The 17134-nt window shown below is 60.2% G+C and carries 18 protein-coding genes; 17 read left to right on the top strand and 1 reads right to left on the bottom strand.

Annotated elements, in window-relative coordinates:
• Nucleotides 1–9: 9 nt before the first annotated feature.
• Together HACJB3_RS05365 and HACJB3_RS05360 are read left to right on the top strand one after the other, a co-directional pair.
• A complete protein-coding gene (locus HACJB3_RS05365; RefSeq protein ID WP_013199411.1) occupies nucleotides 10–2832 on the top strand; it encodes a type IV secretory system conjugative DNA transfer family protein in 2823 nt (940 codons plus the stop codon).
• 87 nt (nucleotides 2833–2919) lie between these two features.
• Nucleotides 2920–4128, top strand: a complete 1209-nt coding sequence (locus tag HACJB3_RS05360) for a hypothetical protein (protein WP_008414650.1) — start codon at nucleotides 2920–2922, stop codon at nucleotides 4126–4128.
• Nucleotides 4129–4130: 2 nt separating this feature from the next.
• On the opposite strand, the gene HACJB3_RS05355 is transcribed toward HACJB3_RS05360, so the two are convergent.
• Entirely contained in the window at nucleotides 4131–4745 is a 615-nt protein-coding gene (locus HACJB3_RS05355; RefSeq protein ID WP_008414648.1) for an FxLYD domain-containing protein, read from the bottom strand.
• 788 nt (nucleotides 4746–5533) lie between these two features.
• On the opposite strand from HACJB3_RS05355, the gene HACJB3_RS05340 reads away from it, so the two are divergent.
• From HACJB3_RS05340 to HACJB3_RS05265, 15 genes are all read left to right on the top strand, one after another.
• A complete protein-coding gene (locus HACJB3_RS05340) occupies nucleotides 5534–6310 on the top strand; it encodes a hypothetical protein (RefSeq protein WP_238532836.1) in 777 nt (258 codons plus the stop codon).
• Nucleotides 6288–6485 (top strand): hypothetical protein, encoded by a 198-nt coding sequence (locus HACJB3_RS05335; RefSeq protein WP_008414643.1) that lies wholly within the window; start codon nucleotides 6288–6290, stop codon nucleotides 6483–6485. The genes HACJB3_RS05340 and HACJB3_RS05335 overlap by 23 nt, the downstream gene beginning before the upstream one ends.
• Complete coding sequence (locus HACJB3_RS05330; protein WP_008414641.1) at nucleotides 6482–6679, top strand: hypothetical protein; 198 nt, start codon at nucleotides 6482–6484, stop codon at nucleotides 6677–6679. Before HACJB3_RS05335 ends, HACJB3_RS05330 begins: the two co-directional genes overlap by 4 nt.
• Before the next feature lie 361 nt (nucleotides 6680–7040).
• Entirely contained in the window at nucleotides 7041–7256 is a 216-nt protein-coding gene (locus HACJB3_RS05325; RefSeq protein WP_008414639.1) for a hypothetical protein, read from the top strand.
• A gap of 39 nt (nucleotides 7257–7295) precedes the next feature.
• A complete protein-coding gene (locus HACJB3_RS05320; RefSeq protein ID WP_008414638.1) occupies nucleotides 7296–7580 on the top strand; it encodes a hypothetical protein in 285 nt (94 codons plus the stop codon).
• A gap of 219 nt (nucleotides 7581–7799) precedes the next feature.
• The gene (locus HACJB3_RS21010) at nucleotides 7800–7931 is read left to right on the top strand and encodes a hypothetical protein (protein WP_013199409.1); all 132 of its coding nucleotides are present in this window, start codon (nucleotides 7800–7802) and stop codon (nucleotides 7929–7931) included.
• Nucleotides 7932–7939: 8 nt separating this feature from the next.
• Nucleotides 7940–8128: a hypothetical protein gene (locus HACJB3_RS05310; RefSeq protein ID WP_008414637.1), complete on the top strand. Its 189-nt coding sequence runs from the start codon at nucleotides 7940–7942 to the stop codon at nucleotides 8126–8128.
• Complete coding sequence (locus tag HACJB3_RS05305; RefSeq protein ID WP_008414636.1) at nucleotides 8128–8418, top strand: HNH endonuclease; 291 nt, start codon at nucleotides 8128–8130, stop codon at nucleotides 8416–8418. Before HACJB3_RS05310 ends, HACJB3_RS05305 begins: the two co-directional genes overlap by 1 nt.
• A 523-nt stretch (nucleotides 8419–8941) precedes the next feature.
• The gene (locus HACJB3_RS05295) at nucleotides 8942–9592 is read left to right on the top strand and encodes a hypothetical protein (protein ID WP_008414633.1); all 651 of its coding nucleotides are present in this window, start codon (nucleotides 8942–8944) and stop codon (nucleotides 9590–9592) included.
• A 7-nt stretch (nucleotides 9593–9599) separates the two neighbouring features.
• On the top strand, nucleotides 9600–9797 hold the full coding sequence (locus HACJB3_RS05290) for a hypothetical protein (RefSeq protein WP_008414632.1): 198 nt from the start codon (nucleotides 9600–9602) through the stop codon (nucleotides 9795–9797).
• Complete coding sequence (locus tag HACJB3_RS05285) at nucleotides 9797–11410, top strand: hypothetical protein (RefSeq protein WP_008414631.1); 1614 nt, start codon at nucleotides 9797–9799, stop codon at nucleotides 11408–11410. The genes HACJB3_RS05290 and HACJB3_RS05285 overlap by 1 nt, the downstream gene beginning before the upstream one ends.
• A gap of 3 nt (nucleotides 11411–11413) precedes the next feature.
• Entirely contained in the window at nucleotides 11414–13117 is a 1704-nt protein-coding gene (locus tag HACJB3_RS05280) for an anti-CBASS protein Acb1 family protein (RefSeq protein WP_238532835.1), read from the top strand.
• A gap of 176 nt (nucleotides 13118–13293) precedes the next feature.
• Complete coding sequence (locus HACJB3_RS05275) at nucleotides 13294–13698, top strand: hypothetical protein (RefSeq protein WP_008414628.1); 405 nt, start codon at nucleotides 13294–13296, stop codon at nucleotides 13696–13698.
• Between the two features lie 21 nt (nucleotides 13699–13719).
• A complete protein-coding gene (locus tag HACJB3_RS05270; protein WP_008414627.1) occupies nucleotides 13720–14712 on the top strand; it encodes a hypothetical protein in 993 nt (330 codons plus the stop codon).
• Nucleotides 14713–14724: 12 nt separating this feature from the next.
• On the top strand, nucleotides 14725–17043 hold the full coding sequence (locus HACJB3_RS05265) for a hypothetical protein (protein ID WP_008414626.1): 2319 nt from the start codon (nucleotides 14725–14727) through the stop codon (nucleotides 17041–17043).
• Nucleotides 17044–17134 lie beyond the last annotated feature (91 nt).

Below are 17134 nucleotides of genomic sequence, written 5' to 3'. Positions count from 1 at the left end.
ACACAACCCTTGAGCCCTGATGACGGCCTCTACATCTGGGAAGAGGAGTCGACCGAGGCCGTCGAAGGGAATGAGACGCTCCGGTCACATGGAACCGACGAACACAGCAACGAGCAGGTCTTTGCCGGGTATCTCGCCCGTCAGATGATGCGGTCGCCGCGAGCTGACGCCGAGAGCCCCATCGCAGTCGGCGTCGGAACGCGTCGCGGTGGCCACGCCTCAATCGACCAGACGGACCTTCGCCAGCACACTGTCCTCTTCGGGAGCACGGGCTATGGGAAGTCGAACCTCATGATGAATGCCGGCCGGACGATCGCCGAGTCCGGCGACGGCATGATTTATATCGAACCCAAAGGCGACGGTGCAAAACGGTTCTACTCCATCCTCCCCGACCACCGGAAAGGCGACGTCGTATGGCTTGAGCCCGCCGGCACTCGGTCTGCCCAGACCGGGTTCAACTTCCTCGACCCTGGCGTTTCCCCGGACCACCCCGAATTTGAACTAATCGTCGAGAATATCCTTAACGACCTGGTGCAGATGCTCGGCGCGAGTAATTACTGGGGGCCGCTGATGGACGCGATCGCGGAGAACATCATCCGATTCGCCGCTCGCCACGACGCCGAGTTCACGATGATCGACCTGTACTTCATCCTCGCGGATCAGGAGAACCGCGAGCGCTACAGGGACATGGTCAACGCATCGGGCCACATCTTCCTCGCGCTGTTCGCCGATAAGCTCGCCGAGTACGATGATGACGACCTGGACGCGATCCGCAGGCGCTTCAAAAACTGGGTTGAGAACCCCATCGCGAGGCGCGTGTTCGCCCACCGGGGCAATACGATCAACCTTCAAGAGGTGATTGACGAGGGCAAGATCCTCATCGTGCGGATGAACAAAGAGGACGAGGGTATCAAAGAGATGGTTGGGACGGCCATCCTCCGCCGGACGTGGGCCGCCGCACGCGACCGGGATGGTGATAAGAGCTCGCGAGGGAGCGGCCCGGATAACTTCCATCTCCTTATGGACGAAGCTGATCTGCTGGCTCATGAGGGGTCCTCACTCCCGACGATGCTCTCGAAGGCGCGGACCTCGCGGCTCTGTTTATTCCTCTGTTGCCAGTATCCCGATCAACTCCCGCCTGAGATCGTCGGAGCACTCTTCAGCCAGTGCGATACGAAGATGTCCTTCTCCGTCGGCTCAGCCGACGCCTGCAAGGTCGTCGGGAAAAATCTTGGACTCAAGTGGGAAACACTCCGCGACGAAGAGGAATATCATGTCTGGATGAAGACTTCGGTCGGGCCGCCGGACCCATACCGTGTCTACGCACTCCCGCCATTCCCGCCAACGATCACTCAAACCGAAGCCGACCACCATATCGAGCGGATCGTCCGCCGAGACGGACATGAGCCAAAGTCCGACCAGCAACTCATGGACGAGCTACTCCTCAATCGCGGCGACGGGCAGCTCGACGGGGCCGGTGCGATCCTCGACGATAGCGGGAACCGAAAGTCGATGGCCGTCGCTGACATCGACCTTGACCGTGTCGAACGCCAGACCTGTAAGACAGTCCATGACGTCGCGATCGAGCACGGTGATGATGACGGCTTTGTCTCTGCCGATCTAATCCAACACCGCCTCATCGATAATCTGGGCGTCGATCGCGAAGACCTCGGCCACGAGTCCCAGGTGTGGGGTGTCCTCGACATGGTCGGCGACGACCTCGTTGAGCGAGAGAAGCGCGACGGTGAGGTCAAACTCAAGACGACGTCCCGTGGCATCACTCTCTTCAAGAAGATCAGCGGTTCGCCCGTTGACGGCAAGGGCGACCACCGCAAAGCGATCAAGGAACTCTACGACGCCCTCACTGACGCAGGCTTCGACACCGAGATCGAGCAACAGACCATCGGCCGATCCAGCGACGGGTTCGCGTCGATCGAGCGGGCCTTCAAGGATGCCGTTTCGTGGGACATCGTCACCCCGGAAGATTCACGCCAGGCCCGCGAACGGTTCATGGAGGAGAACCCCGAACTCGCTGCCCTCTCAGGAGGCAAGAACGTCCGCGTGGAGCTCGAAGACTCGACCGGCGAGTCCAGCCCCGGACAGACCCTTCGCCACCTCCACGACGCCATCGAGGACGGCGAACGATGTCTCTACGCCGCCCGTCCCGAGAAAGCATGGAAGGTCTACGATACGCTCACCGATCCGATGTACTGCCGCGAGGTCGACGAGAACGGGCGTCGGCGCTCGTACAATCTCGGAACAGTCACAGTCGACGGCGAGCCCATGCTCCGCGTCAAGGGCGGAAACGCGGTGTGGTGGTACGATCCCGACCCGGACGACGGATATCACTGGGTGCTCGAGGACACTGACGGGACGTCGATAGCGTCGTTCAAAACACGCGAAGACATCGACTCATCGGGTGCCATTGGGAAGTATCCCGCTCGCGAATCCGACTTTGAAGAAGGCGATCCCGAACGCGAGGAGTACGTCGCGGTTGGGGCACCGACCGAACTCGTGCCCGAGCCATCTCTCTCACGGGAACACTGGGCCGTCGTAATCGTTCCTGAAGGGACGACACGGGCAGCGGACCTTTCGCTCATCCATCACGGCGAGGCCGTCCCCTTCGACGACCTTGGCGATCTGGCGGATACTGAGGATCTCCTGTCGGCGAGTGAGGAACCTCTGCGGTACACGCCTACGTCCCTGGTTGAGGATGGAGACGACACCGCGGATAGTGCTGCTGAGGATGCACCGGACGATGAGACAACAGCCTCCGGCTCGGGTGGGTCTATCGGGGATAAGTTCGCCGATCTAGAATCCCGGCTCGAGTAACCCCGTCCTTCCACCCTGTGGACTTGACGAATTATCTGGACGGTTCGTAAGTATTATTGCCTATACTACCGTTCTCTTGACTGAGAAATGAACCCGACCACCCGGCGCCAATTCCTCACCGGGCTTGCCGGAGCGGCGGTGGTGGGCGTGGCGGGTTGTACTGTTGAGTATAACGGTCCTGGTGCGGGTCGGCTGCCGAGTGGTGGCGTCCCCGCCCTTCAAGACATCCAGCCCGGGGACGCGGACGTGCAGGCCGATACTGTCGAGCAACTCAAGCACCACGCCTCGCAAAACGACGGGCGGGTCGTTTGGCTCCCGTCGGAGAACCTCTACGACTTTTCCGGTACGACCCTTACCGTCACGGACGTTACGATCGCCTCGGGTCGGTCATCGTCTACTGGTGGAGCGACGATCCTCACAGAAGATGAAGGCACCTCGTCGCCTGCATGGGCTGGCGGCTCGAATGGAACTGGCCTCATCCGGATGGAGGATAATGCACGCATCACGGGCGTCGAGATCCGTGGACCGCATACGAGTGTTACAGAGCATCAGGCGATACCAGGGTACTTCCCGTTCGCTCCAGGGAGCGAAGCTGAGCGCGAGCGATGGCGCGAGGCACGGTTCGCCCGCGGTATTCACATCCAGGGCGACAACTGCCGTGTGGACAACTCCGAAGTGTGGGCCTTCTCAGTACAAGGGATTGCTGTCGGGGGTGAGGGGGCGGTTTCGAACGCAATTGTCGCGTACAGTCACGTCCACAACACAATGATGACATCATACGGCTACTGTGTCGACATTCGTCACGGCGATGTGACTGTTTATAAATCATACCTTGATGCCGCTCGTCACGCAATGTGTGGGTCGGGCCATGCCGACGCGAACTACTACGTTCTTGAGTCGACGATCGGGCCGTGGACCAGCTCGCATCCACTTGATATGCACCGTGTTGGGGAAAACGAGAGTGGGTCGTCGGACCCGTCCGATTCGAACTGGGAGCAACGAGCAGGGGGGACGATGCTCGTCCGCGGGAGTGATATCCTCGCCAAGCGAGTTCCAGATCTCCCCTTCATCAACCACAATCAGGGCGGTGGAACTCCCCACGCTCGGATTCGCGGCGTCCCACTCGACGGCTTTTACTTCGAGGACAACCGGTGTTCGCACCCCGGAATTGGTGCAGGAATCGAACAGAGTGGTGTCCCATCGCGCTATACGCGCGACGAACATGGGTTCGTCAACATCTATTCATCGGGCAACCAGTGGGCGAACCCGTTCGAGGCCGTCCAACAGATCCCATAGGGTTACGAGTAGTTCTGTGGCGTCGGGGTTACGCTCACTTCTGCGATATCTCCACGCAGATCGACTGGGCTTGCACGAGCTTCGACGGACTCTGTTCCTCTCGGCCCGAGCCCCTGAACGACTTTCAAGTCCAACCCGATCTCCTTACCCGCACTATCGAGATATATGACTTCGAGATCGACGCCATCAATCGTCGCGTCGGTCGTATTTGTCACCTTAATCTGGACAGTTACACTCCCGCTATCGTCAACTGTTGCATCAGTTACGACGGAGACGGATGATTCGTCGAGTTCCGTTACGTCGCGTTCTTCACTCTCATTGTACTGTTCTCGATCGATCTCAGTATCATTCTCGTCTGGGAGGGGATTCCGTTCGCCCTCGGATTCGTTTTCGGCCTCTGTCCGCTTATCCTCCTCTTTCTCGCCGGTTGCAGACTGCTCGTCTGTCTCTGGAGAGGTATCGTTCTCCGTGGGCTCGTCACTTCCTTCACTGGGCGCGCCCTCTTGGACTTGCTTCTGATCACTATCATCGCGCCACGGAAGCCACCCGAGACAGCCCGCCGTCCCGAGGGCGAGGCCCGTTGCACCGCCTGTCTTGAGGTACTGTCGACGGTTCATCCTTGTCCCGCCTCAACCCCGATCCACCAGGACACATCCCGCTTTGAACTTTGCTTCCGATTTATTTCCCCATCGTCGGCGAGCTGCTCGAGGTTGTAGAGGACCGTCCGTCGTGGCTCGCCGACCTCTTGGGCTAGTTCGCGCGTTGAGTAGGGTTCACAGACGACCATCACATCTAACAACCGCTCTTTAATATCGGACATGCTGGGCAGTCGACTCCATCCCATCTTAGTAGTTGCCAATGTGGGCAAGAAACAAGTACTTTGCCAACGTTGGCAATAGTGGGGTCAGACAATGCGAGGAACCTGCAACCTATGTGGCGGGCGTATGAAGAAGCAAATGATCAGAAAGCGAGAGAAGGACTACGTGACCGGCGAAACCGTTACCCGAAACGTCGGCGCGGAGTACGAGTGTACTAGCTGCGGACATACCTCTTCGTAACCTCTCGATAAACACACGCTTCTCGATTCAGTATCCGTCCGTCGAATCCGGCCGCAATATGTGTTACAACTGGGGTGACCTATTACTGTTGCCGCCCCACGCCCACAGTAGAGCCATCATCCCCGGTGGCTCGTGAAATCCTGGCCTGCTTCCCCTGGCGGCCTTCCAGACCACGCAACCCCATCCCCAAACGTTCGCCATCCCGGCCTCACGGCCAGAGTCCGTCCCCGAGCCGCCATGCGACGACGGGACGGATGACCTTCGACGGGCGCGCTACCGTGCGCGTCAGGTATAGCCCCGGGTCCGTCGCTTTTCTCGGCGGGCTCGGGGCCTCATATTCCACATCCATGTCATCAAGCACCAGCAGCCTCGGCGATATCGCCTCGATAACGGAATACGACACGTGCCGATACCGCCACTGCGAGGACTCCGATCCCGTCGACGAGACGGACTCAGAACCGTACTGCATGCCGGCCTGTCGACGACGGGCTGACGCAGCCGGGATCATGAACGACATCAAACACGATCCCCGGTTCTGTGCGAACTCGTTCCACCAGATCGGCGAGTACGTCGAGCAAGGTCGGGAGATCGGCTCGAGTAAAGTCCGGACGGCGGTCTGGTACGTCAATCTCCCCAACCGGCGCTACCCGGTCCGGACGAAGTCCCCAGCCGACCCGTACGCCTACTTCCGCGAGGACGGCAACCGAGAGCATCTCGACCCGATGCTCGTGCCGACGAAACATACCGAACGCGGGCCGGGCGATCGGCTCTCTCTGAGCGATCCACACCCCGATACGAACTATCAGACGGCCAAAGAGCCGACGAATACCCTCAACTGCGTCTGTGGCGTCGGCCATCACACGACGACTGTGCGCCCGATCCAGGGCGTCGAGGAGATGGTGGCGGGGTACGCACTGCGTCTCTCGGACGTGCTCGACGTCCTCTGCGAGGAGGGCGAGGCCCCACCACACGATCCGGACGTCCTCCTGGACGAGGTCCGCGCCCAGAAGACCGACCCGCAGAACCATACTCCTGATCAACACCGGTTCATCAACGCGATGGCCGAAGCCCTCCAGTTCGATTCCGATCCCGATTCCGACCATGAGCACGAACACGAACAGTAGTCTCGCTGAGTACCTCCACCGGACCGTTACGGCCGACCTCGGCGGTCGCCATGTCACCGGTCGCGTTACCGACGTCGACTATGGGCTCGCCTCACTGCGGGCTCCTGAGCGTGTAACACTCGAACGCGAGAACGGCACGACGATCGCCGTCTCGCCGAAGGACATCCTCGAATGACTCACACCTACTCGCAGGAGGTCACGATCACGTTCGATGCCGACCTGTTCAAACGATCGGTCGAGCAATCTCTTCGGGATCTCGAGGCACTGAGACCACTCGTCTCACCCGTCGACCTTCGCCGGATGCGTGACGAGCTGATCGATGCCTCGATCCGAGACGCGACAACCATCGACGGTGGCCACCGATCATGAGCTCACTCAAACACTGCGCGGAGTGCGATCGCGACCTCGAGCGCGACGAGGGCCCCTTTTGCGAGTCCTGCCAGTCGATGCAAGAGTCCTGACCCTCCCGGAGATGATCCACCACGGATCGTCCGTGGGTGTGTGATCCGTGTTACGTCCGGCGTTCTCTCGGCCAGCAAGATCGCCGAATCGACAAATCCACAATCCAACCCGGTTGTGGCCGAACTCGTCTGGCTGTGAAGGGCACGTCGATTGGCATCTGGTCGCGTGGTGAATCCACGATGCTGGCTCGACCATCGCCGATGGGCCCCATAGACTCCCCATTGGGAGTATGGCTCATCGGCTCTTTCAGTACACGAATCAATACCCGATGAGCCAGTACGACGAGCGCGATGACTGGGGCGCGTCGAGAGGTACGTACGGTCCTCGCGATTACCCACCTCGCCATCGCTCGCTCAAGCTCTATCACAAGATGACGAGCGAAGACGGCGTCACGATCTTCGACCCGAACGGCATCGGCGGGGATGAAGGGACGTGGATCGCTGCCCTCCCTGGCGTTGCGACGTCCCTTCCCGACGCTCGGTGACACCGCATTTCCGCTGTACCGTAACACCACCGTTACACCATGAGCCGACAACACTACTCCGTCGCCGGAGAGGCAGCCGAACGCTTCGAGAACCTACTCGACCGCCGTGAAGACGAGTCGGCCACCGAGCTACTCCACCGTGCCTGTGACCGCCTCGAGGAGCACCAGTCCGACGAAGCAACTGAAACTGGTACCGATGTAACGGAGTGTAACGGTCTACCGGAGACCGTCTTGACGACGGATGATATCCCCGACATCGTCGCCCAGACCTCGGACAAGTCAGCCAAAAAGGTCCTCAAGGGCATCGACGAGCTTCGATACTGATGATCTGCGAACAGTGCGGAGTGCATATCCGCAAGAAGTGGGCCGTCAGAATCGCTCAGAGCAACGACCGGCGGCATCGAGGCCCGCTGTACTTTTGCAATGACGACTGCCGGGAAGACTACCGGGAGTTCGCACCCGGGCGGGAGATCCGGTCGTACAATCGCTACGGTCTTGACGGGACTGCCGGCCACGGAGTTGAATACGGCGAGTCCCCTTCTAATGGCTGACCCGGATCTCATCGTGGCATACGCCATCGTCATGGTCGTTTGGGCGTTCGTAGTCCACGGCTTCGCGTGGTTCCTCGGCGAAGTCCCAGTCGCTAACTCCACCGAAACACCGAACTACATCTAACTAATCAGATGGGCTACACAGCAACCTGCAACAAGTGCGACGACAAATGCACGCCCGCACCGGGCCTCCTCGGGCAGTTCTCGCCACAGTTCTTCCGAACGACCGAGATCGGTGGCCGACTCGCCGAGATGGGCTACAGTGAGAGCACGACCATCACGCTCTGCGGTGAGTGCACCTACGAGCTGCTCATGGGTTGATGGTCGACCCACGCAAGACCTCCCGGGACGTCTTCTGGGAGAACCGAAACGGCAGCGAGTATCAGTGCCCGGGCTGTGGTCGCCCTCGAGAGGCCGTCGACGCGATCGAGGTCCACCACCGAGACCGAAACAAGCGCAACCCCGATCCGGATAACACGATGGGGCTGTGCTCGGACTGTCATCAAGGCGGCGAGCATGGCAACCGGCGCGGACTCAGCCCGAAACTAAAGGCCCCGATCCCGTTCGATACCGATCCGCCGACGCCAGAGATAGACAGTCCGGATACTTGACCCTGATACTTTCGAACCATGACTCAGACCAGTGATACCGAGGCGGCCGCAGAATCAAAGTTGGAGCATGACTACCCACGACTGGATCTGGTTTCAGTCCACGGGTTTCCCAAAGACTATCTCGTCGACCCGGGAACGCCCGTGTCGGATGACGAACAGATACCACCGTTTTCACTTCAGGGGCGGATCAAGTTTCTCGAGCGACTCGAACGGGAGCTAAAGGCGGCGTGGCGTTCCGGGCACGCATTTCTTACAGTTCCGGGATGGCGGTCGGTTGAGGGCCCGTATCCTGGGGAAGTTGTCAAGGCTCAATTCGTCCCGCATGACGACCCGGACCGATTCGACGGACCGTCTGGTGAACACTCAGTGACGTACCCGGTGCAGGAGATCGCGGACAGGACGCACTACTATCGCTCTGGAGGCGGCCGCAGCGACTCTTGTACTAACCTGCGTTGAACCGTGGGATACCCGCGTACGAACTCCTGTATACGAATTTTCATAATCCACGAAACAGACACACCTCATGGAGGACAATCGAAATTACGCCGACGAATGCGGCGATCACGGCGGGACAAACTCCCGTGGCGACCCATGCGGACGCGCCGCAGGGTGGGGGACGGACTTCGATTCGGGCAAGTGCCGCAAACACCGCGGGACGTCTCCCGACGGGTCGAGTCATGAAGGCAACCAGAACGCCGTTGGGAATCGAGGGGGGGATGGTGCGCCAGAAGGCAATGACCGGGCCGTAACCCACGGAGCGTATCGCGAGGGGTTCCTTGAGAACTACCTTACTGACGAGGAGGCCAGTCGCGTTGAGATCGTCGAGGAAATCCTCTCAACGCCCAAGGGATCGCAGAAACACGCTCGGATGATGGCTGGCGTCGCTCTCGAACAGTTCCGCCGATCGGGCGACGAGCGCTTCCTGCGCGAGTACCGGCAACTGTGCGACAAAGCGCAGATCTTCCCTGGCGAGGAGATGGAGCACAACCACCGACACGCCCACCAGCATCAACACGATCACGACTACGAGCTTGGCGAGCGGGAGCACTCCGCCCTCGACAGCATTACCGGCGGGCCTGACGAGATCGCGGTCGAGGCGGTCGAAGACACCTCTCGCTCGGGGGAGGATGGCTCAGACTCCGAAGACCAGGACTCTCCTGAGATTGGCTGGTAGTACTATCATGTCCGAAGAAACCCACACGGTGACGGACTACGATCCTGGCCCGTTCGAACGGTTCCCGCATATTCAGTACCGTTGTCAGTGCGGTGCCTCAACCATCGTCATCGGTTGGGAGATCGAGGCGGTTGTCTGCGATCGCTGTTCTGAGTTCATGGAGCACGGTACCGATCTCTACCACCCGCGATTTTCCACCCCCTGATGAGTACGACAGCACAGTCCCCGCTCGGGGAGTCCGATCGCGAGATTCTCGAGCACCTCGTCCGGAACAAGCCCCTTGCCCACCCACTGACGCTGGCCATTCGCGAGTCGGAGGTATTCGGCCACGAGCAGAGCCCCCCGCCGCACGTTCGGGAAATCTACGGGGCGATCCATCGAGCCTTTTCGGACAATCACCCCGACGCGCCGAAGACACTCGCCCGGATCGAGCCGCGTGGACACGCCAAATCGGAGTCGGGATCGGGCGTCACTCCAGTCTGGAAGGCGTTACAGGATCCGAACGTTCGGATCCTGATCATGATGTTGAACACGGAGGAAGCGAAGGGCAAGCTCCAGAAGTGTAAGGGATATCTCGAGGCGCTTGCCCCGAAGTACGGCCACAACATCATTGAATCCAACAAGACTCGTCTCACACTCGAGCGCGATGCTGACCATGCCGAGCCGACGATCCGCGCCGCTGGGTTCGATACGGGCGTTACGGGTGGGCGCTACGACTACATCATCTTCGACGACATCGTCGACCAGGCGGCCCAACGGACGGCCCATCGCCGCAAGACGATCGAGGAGGACTTCCTTGCACACCTCCGTCTCCGGGCAAGCGACGAGACGGTGTTCCTCACGTTGGGGACGCGCAAGCACTCGAAGGACATCTACCAGAACCTGATCGACGCCGGCGGGTGGAACACGACCGTCGAGCAGGCGATCGAAGACTGGTCTATCGTCGAGAACGGGGAGTACGATCTCATCACGATCGACGATGAGACGGGACAGCGTCGTCGCTACAACGCGTCGGAAATTGGCGCTCGCGGTCCGAACGAAACGATCATCGAGGCCGACCCACACCGACAGTGCCCCGTCCTGTGGCCTGAGCGCTGGCCGCTCGACGAGCTGCTCTTGGACCTCCACACTGGGTTCGGGCGTGACGAGAGCCGGCTGGTGTGGAAGCGGGAGATGCAGAACGACGCGAGCGCACTGACGGGCGCCGTCCTCTCGTCGGACATGCTCCACTGGACGGCGGCCCTCCCCGGCCGCCAGTCCGATTACGTCCGGTATGCTGGGCTCGACCTCGCAACGGAGAAGGACCCGGAGAAGGCGGCGTCAAATAACACGGACTACTTCGCGCTGTCGATCTACGCCCAGGACATCTCGACAGAAGCGATCTACCTTGAGGATATGGCTCGCAAGCGAGGCATGACGCTCACACAAGCGCTTGAGTGGGTCGACGGTCATCTCTCGGACTATAATCGGGTTGTAAAATGCCTCGTCGAGAGCAATCAGGCTCAGAGTTGGTTCACCCAACAGGGCCGCGAAAAACACGGTCTCCCGCTTGAAACGAGTCATAGCTCGGGTAACAAAGAAGACCGGATCATCAGCATGTCGCCGATGTTCGAGTCGGGCGATGTGAAGATCGTCGACCCACTTCGCAAGCGGGGCAAGCAACTCCCGATCTGGGATGGCTTCGAGGACGAGTTCGTTGCGTTCCCATCTGCTGACCATGATGACATGTTAGACGCTGCGGAGATCGGCCTCAGAAACTTCAGCGACGACGAAGGCGGGCAGAAAAAGGAAACGCGGGTCTACAGCATCGGGTTTTAATCCATGAGTGACAGCACTGATAACGAACGTTCGGCTCCCGGCGCACATCGTCGGAGCGGTGATGCCGATGTCGATATCCTTGATCAGCGCTCGCAGCTCGCCGAGCAGGGACGAGCCGTTGCCACGCTTGCAGCCGCGCGGAACGGGACTGACGCGCCGGAGTTAGACGATACGACGGCATCCGCTCTCGGGCAGTACATGGCGAATCAGTCCGTCCGAGGAGCACGGCGTGCTCGCCGGCAGCAGATGGCCCAGTTCGGGATTCGGGGTGCGCTGGGGGTGGGCCGATCTCATCGTGGCCGACGGGACTACTGGGACGTGTTCGGGTATCCCGACCCACGCAACCAGTCCGCCGAAGATTACGAACTCCGGGCACGCGTACAGCCCGAAGCACGAATCATCACCGAGGCCCCCGTCCGGGCGACATGGAAGCGCCCGCCGATCATCCGCGATACGGGGCGGGCCGACGGCGACGATCCTACCCAGTTCGAACAAGACGTTCAACAGCTGCTCGACGGTTCGACCGAGGATCGCGATCCCAATGCCGAGCGCGCTGGGTTGAACACGTACTGGTCATGGGCTGATCGAGCTCAGCGTCCTGTGCAGTATGGCCTGCTTTTCACAGGCTATCGCGACGGGCGGAAAATGAGTCAACCCGTTAACGCCAACAACATCAACGGGCCGGACGATATCGCCTACTGTAACGTTTTCAGCCAGTCAGACGTGACGAATTGGGCAGTCGCGGGTGACTTCGATAAGGGTGAGCCAGCTCGGGATGGTATCGAGCGCCCCGACAAGCCGATTCTCTATGAGATCACGTTCGAGACGTCGAAACCTGATGGCTCGATTGATGAGGACAAGCGAATCGTCCATTACTCCCGGCTCCAACATATCATCGAGCGGCCTGACCGTTCGGAGTATCTGGGCGAGGGGTGTCTCGAACCGATCCTCCACGCCCTGATCGACTTCGAGAAGGTGCGTGGGAGTTCCGCCGAGGCTCACTACGGGAACGTCGACCGGAAATTCATCGGTATGGGATCGGAAGAGGGATCGCTCGGGTCCGATCGCGAAGAGGTAATCGAGCAGTTCGACGAGCAGATGCGCGAGATGACCGACGGGATGCGAACGACCGCGTACGGCGAGAACCTCGACATCAAAGAGATCTCCGGCGAGTCGGTCGATCCGTCTCCGCTGCTCGACTCACTCTACGACACGCTTGCGGGTGTCTCACAACAGCCCCAGCGGATCATGAAAGGGTCCGAACGCGGCGAGCTCGCGAGTTCGCAGGATGAATCAAACTGGCTCTCGCGTATGTCCGAGCGCCAAGAGCAAGTCGCGGCAAAGCGCTTTGTCATCCCAACGATCGACGACTATATCGCATACGGCGCGGTCGCCGAACCCGAGGGTGGTCCGAGTGGGTATCTCGTCAACTGGCGCTCGTTGTTCGAACTGACGGACCTCGAGAAAGCGGAAATGACGCACACCCTCTCACAGGCCCTGAAGAACATCCACGATACGGTAGCGATGGGGGCTGACGAAGAGGCGGCCTATCGGGCCGTTGGGCTGTCTCCGCCGGATGCGGACGGTGAGCGTGGGTCTGGGCGCTTCGATCGCGACATGGCCTACAACATCGACGAGGACGACCCAGAAGTGCAGGCGGCATTCGATGCGATTCAATCAACCAACGAGGGTCAGACTGATGACTGATATCACGCCCGCGACCGATGACGAGCGCGCACAGACTCCGGAAGAACTCCGTCCTGACAGCGATGAGGACGACGAAGACGAACAAGAGAGCGACGGATGAGCGGCGACGACCCACGATCGGTAAGCTACGACGGGCTGCCCGAATCGGTAAAAAACAGTAACGGCGAGGTGCCCGCATGAACTACGATTATGACCGCGACGCCGCCGTTGCCATTCTCGAGGATCTCGCATCAATCCGACTCAGTGGCCCGACAACACTTACGACCACCACATGGAATGACGGCGACTTCGAAGTCGAGGCGTACCACACGATCGACGCCACCTACCCCTTCGAAGCGGAAGCACGGGGTGGGGCAAAGGGGTGTCCGTTCTATCGAGAACGTCTCATCTTCTCGACGGTCGGTGAGTCTGAGGGGTGGATTCGACACGAGGTCGTTCGGCGTCGATGTGGTGAGACTGGCAATACGGTCATCCATTCCGATCAGTTCAGCGGCTACACAGCGAACTGGCCCGAACCACTCAAGCCAAACGAAGAGTCAGAGAATGGCCCGCGGAGTCCGTACCAAGGCCGGTTCGCCTAACGTCGTCACATCCCATCCCTGATGAGTAGTACCACGTCTCAGTCGGACGTCTTCGAAGCGGGCTCAACGCTTCATCCGAACCAGGACGCTCGAAGCGAGGACCCGACGGGGACGAAGACAGCCCGAAAGAACGCCACTGGTACGTTCAACAACCGATGGGCGACTGTCCGAGGGATCCTTCGCGAGACACTCGAACGCAACGATGCCCTCCGGCTCCGCGACATCGATCATGGCCCCGAGCGGTCGGTCGCGCCCGGCACACTTCGCCCGGACGTAATCGATGACTTCGGTACTGAGTCGAACGCCGACCGACTCTCACGATTCTCCGAGTGGTTCCGTGCCGTCCTTGACGAGCACGTTCTCGAGCCGCTTGATGAAGAGCGTGTCAAAGAGGGGGGCCATTACACTGCAGCGATGGTCGCTGCGGCGTACGCTCGTGGCCTCTCGCTCGCGAATCACGATCTGCGTCAGTCGTCACTTCCCGATCCGAATACTGGCGATGACGGGGATGAAAACCCGAGCGACCTGGTTGGGCGCGATCGCCATCAGGATGCGCTAAAACAAGAGCGCACTCAGATTTATGGTGACGTAAATCGGGCAGTCAATGAGACGCATACGCAGGCCCAGCGCACCCTCTCGGAGGATCTCTCGCTTGCGGCTGCTGGCGGGATCACAATCCGCGAGCTCACGAATCAGGTCGTCGGCCGAGTCAACGCTGTCGGCCAAACCAGTACGGAGACGTCGGCTCATACTCGGATCGTCGAGTCAGTCAATACGGCTGTCATCGAGCGTGGAGCCGAAGTCGGCGTCGAAGAAGTCGGCGTTTCGATCGAGTACGACATCGAGGACGACGATCCTGAATACGAGTACACGACCGCCGGAGACCTCAGAGTTTGTGGCAGGTGTTCGCCATACGAGGGGACATCGTGGACGCTAACTGAGATCCGGACGGGCGTGGGCCCGAACCCACCCTTACACCCTCGGTGTAGATGTAGAGTGGTTTTGACAGGTTAGATCAATTCAGCAATGCAACTCTGTACCAATAGCATCGACGTTGAGACCGTCCGTGAAGAAGAACGAAACGGACGTGAGTACCTCGTCGCGAACGTAACGGTCGCCCGACCGATGAGCCTCAACGGGGGATACGTCCCTGATGAGGCGTTCGCTGAGAGCGTTCCGGGGTGGAACCACGTTCCATTGCCGATCGGCCACCCGGTCGATGTCCACGGCAACTACATCACCGCCCGCCTCCCGGAAGTCATCGACAACGCCGTCACAGGTTCGTTGTACTACGCCTCGTATGACACCGACGAGCGCGAACTGAACGGTGATCTGTGGGTCGATGTCGAGCAAACTGAGACACTCGGGGTGTACGGCGAGCGCATTATCGAGATCCTCGAAGATGGCGACGAGCTCGAAGTGTCGTCGGCATATCGGGGCGACCCCGGCACACCAGGCGTCTACGAGGGCGTCGATGGTGAATCGTACCGCGATGAAGTGAAAGTCAACCTCCGTCCGGATCACGTCGCGCTGTTGCCTGATGATCTGGGCCCCGGAAAGTGCTCGTGCTCAGATGGGTGTGGTGTTGATGCATCTGACGGCATCGTCGAGAACGCACTGGCGACGGTCGACGAATCCGAGACGCCGGTCACGAATACGATCGGCGTGTCGGGGCATACACCACCATCGGCCGGGCCAGAAGGTGTTCCCGGCGCGGGCTACTGCGTCAACGGACAACCGGGCCGATCGGCCGATCGCGTGTTCGTCAACATGCGCCCACCAGAGGGCGGACGTGATCGGCCATCTACGCCCCAATCCAGCGAGGAGGGAGATTATGATATGGAGCTAAATCAATCCGAAGACGACCGCGTCCGCTGGGAGGCGGAGAACACAGACGAGACGCGGTATGGTATCGTAGCCGACGAACTCGACGATGACGATGAGTCTGTCCTCGTCGCCGTTTACGAGCAAGTCCCGACAGACGATGATGACGATAGCGTCGAGTGGGAAAACACCGACGAAGAGGAAACGGTCCTCGAGGAGAACCTCACTGTCATCGAGGAGTTCCCATCGGAGCAAATCGATTCGAACGGTGTGACTACTAACGGCAATCGATCGAGTACGTCAATACAGGGGAATATCCTCTCCGAGGCGCGCACCCCGGAGTACGACGAGACGATGTCCGTTGCAGCAGCGGACGCCGAAGGCCTCGAATCCTGGGAGTTGTGGTGGGGCCTCGATGAGTACCTTGAGGCATGGGCTGACGCGACCGATGCGGACTATCAGGGCGATCCTTACTCCGCACTGAGCGAAGTGCCGGACGGAGCTCGGGGGTGGATTGCCCGGAAGTCACTACTGGGCAATCCCGACGCCGAGACTGAGGACAACCTTCTGATGGGCGCGGTGGTCAGCCCCGACGGCGTTCTTCATGAGGAGCTTCTCGAGGACGTCCTCGGGACGACTGGCTCTCGGTGGACCATCCCCGATGAGCAACGCGAGTCCGCCCGCGAGGTAGCTCGGCAGTTACTTGTCGATGAGTTCGGCCACGACTTCGAGGACGGTGACAGCACGGCCGATGTGGACGCCAATGAGGCAGCCGGCATCCTTCACTCGGTGGGGTCGCTACTCCAGCGGGCGGGCCTCAATAGCAGTCGAGGGGGTGGTGACACTGCCTGTGATTGCAACACGGGAACGCATGAGGAGTGTCACTGCAGCGCGAACGGCCGGGAGACGAAGGCAATCAACTCAGCGAATACGAACACGAGCAGCACAACAATGGGAGACGATATTACTGACGACGACTACGAGCGCATCGCAAATGCGACGGAGTTTAGCTCCGAGCAACTCCGTCGGATGGATAGCAACCAACTCGAGAGCCTCAACACTCTCGTCGAGAACGCTGCGGAAGCCTCTGAAGAGGGCGGCGATGGGGGTACCGACACCGACGACGTTGACGTCAACTCAGACATCGACGCCCTGCCTGACGCGTTCCAGGACGAGCTCTCCGATCTCCGCCAGACGGTCAATGCCCAGCAGGAGGTCATCGACGAGCTGAACGCCAACCGCGACGCGAACGAGCAGCGCCGTCGCAAGCAGGCGACGGACGTCATTCAGGCGAACTCGAATCGCTACTCCGACGAGCAACTCGACGAGATGGACACTGAAGTACTCGAGACGACGGCGAACGCACTTCAGGAAGCCACCAGCGCTGCGGACTGGGGCGGGCTCAACGAACCGTTCCCCTCCGATATCGACGGCAACGCCGACGAGGACGAGGGAACGACGAGTACTGGCGGGAGTTTTGCCGAATACGCCGCCAACCAGAAGGCGGAATCGAGCGACTGAGTCGATTCGCGACTGACTGCGATACTCAACACAGGTACACGTAGATGCCATTCAAATCTCCGAATCCGAACGCAGAGACGTACAGCCCCCA

The sequence above is a fragment of the Halalkalicoccus jeotgali B3 genome (genome assembly GCF_000196895.1).
In the GTDB taxonomy this organism is placed as follows: domain Archaea; phylum Halobacteriota; class Halobacteria; order Halobacteriales; family Halalkalicoccaceae; genus Halalkalicoccus; species Halalkalicoccus jeotgali.
Note: the sequence above shows the minus strand (reverse complement) of the source record. Positions and strands in the feature narration are given on the sequence as shown.

Coding starts and splice junctions, on each gene's coding strand:
- HACJB3_RS05360 (WP_008414650.1), top strand. CDS start 2,920: ATGAACCCGACCACCCGGCGCCAATTCCTCACCGGGCTTGCCGGAGCG.
- HACJB3_RS05355 (WP_008414648.1), bottom strand. CDS start 4,745: ATGAACCGTCGACAGTACCTCAAGACAGGCGGTGCAACGGGCCTCGCC.
- HACJB3_RS05340 (WP_238532836.1), top strand. CDS start 5,534: ATGTCATCAAGCACCAGCAGCCTCGGCGATATCGCCTCGATAACGGAA.
- HACJB3_RS05335 (WP_008414643.1), top strand. CDS start 6,288: ATGAGCACGAACACGAACAGTAGTCTCGCTGAGTACCTCCACCGGACC.
- HACJB3_RS05330 (WP_008414641.1), top strand. CDS start 6,482: ATGACTCACACCTACTCGCAGGAGGTCACGATCACGTTCGATGCCGAC.
- HACJB3_RS05325 (WP_008414639.1), top strand. CDS start 7,041: ATGAGCCAGTACGACGAGCGCGATGACTGGGGCGCGTCGAGAGGTACG.
- HACJB3_RS05320 (WP_008414638.1), top strand. CDS start 7,296: ATGAGCCGACAACACTACTCCGTCGCCGGAGAGGCAGCCGAACGCTTC.
- HACJB3_RS21010 (WP_013199409.1), top strand. CDS start 7,800: ATGGCTGACCCGGATCTCATCGTGGCATACGCCATCGTCATGGTCGTT.
- HACJB3_RS05310 (WP_008414637.1), top strand. CDS start 7,940: ATGGGCTACACAGCAACCTGCAACAAGTGCGACGACAAATGCACGCCC.
- HACJB3_RS05305 (WP_008414636.1), top strand. CDS start 8,128: ATGGTCGACCCACGCAAGACCTCCCGGGACGTCTTCTGGGAGAACCGA.
- HACJB3_RS05295 (WP_008414633.1), top strand. CDS start 8,942: ATGGAGGACAATCGAAATTACGCCGACGAATGCGGCGATCACGGCGGG.
- HACJB3_RS05290 (WP_008414632.1), top strand. CDS start 9,600: ATGTCCGAAGAAACCCACACGGTGACGGACTACGATCCTGGCCCGTTC.
- HACJB3_RS05285 (WP_008414631.1), top strand. CDS start 9,797: ATGAGTACGACAGCACAGTCCCCGCTCGGGGAGTCCGATCGCGAGATT.
- HACJB3_RS05280 (WP_238532835.1), top strand. CDS start 11,414: ATGAGTGACAGCACTGATAACGAACGTTCGGCTCCCGGCGCACATCGT.
- HACJB3_RS05275 (WP_008414628.1), top strand. CDS start 13,294: ATGAACTACGATTATGACCGCGACGCCGCCGTTGCCATTCTCGAGGAT.
- HACJB3_RS05270 (WP_008414627.1), top strand. CDS start 13,720: ATGAGTAGTACCACGTCTCAGTCGGACGTCTTCGAAGCGGGCTCAACG.
- HACJB3_RS05265 (WP_008414626.1), top strand. CDS start 14,725: ATGCAACTCTGTACCAATAGCATCGACGTTGAGACCGTCCGTGAAGAA.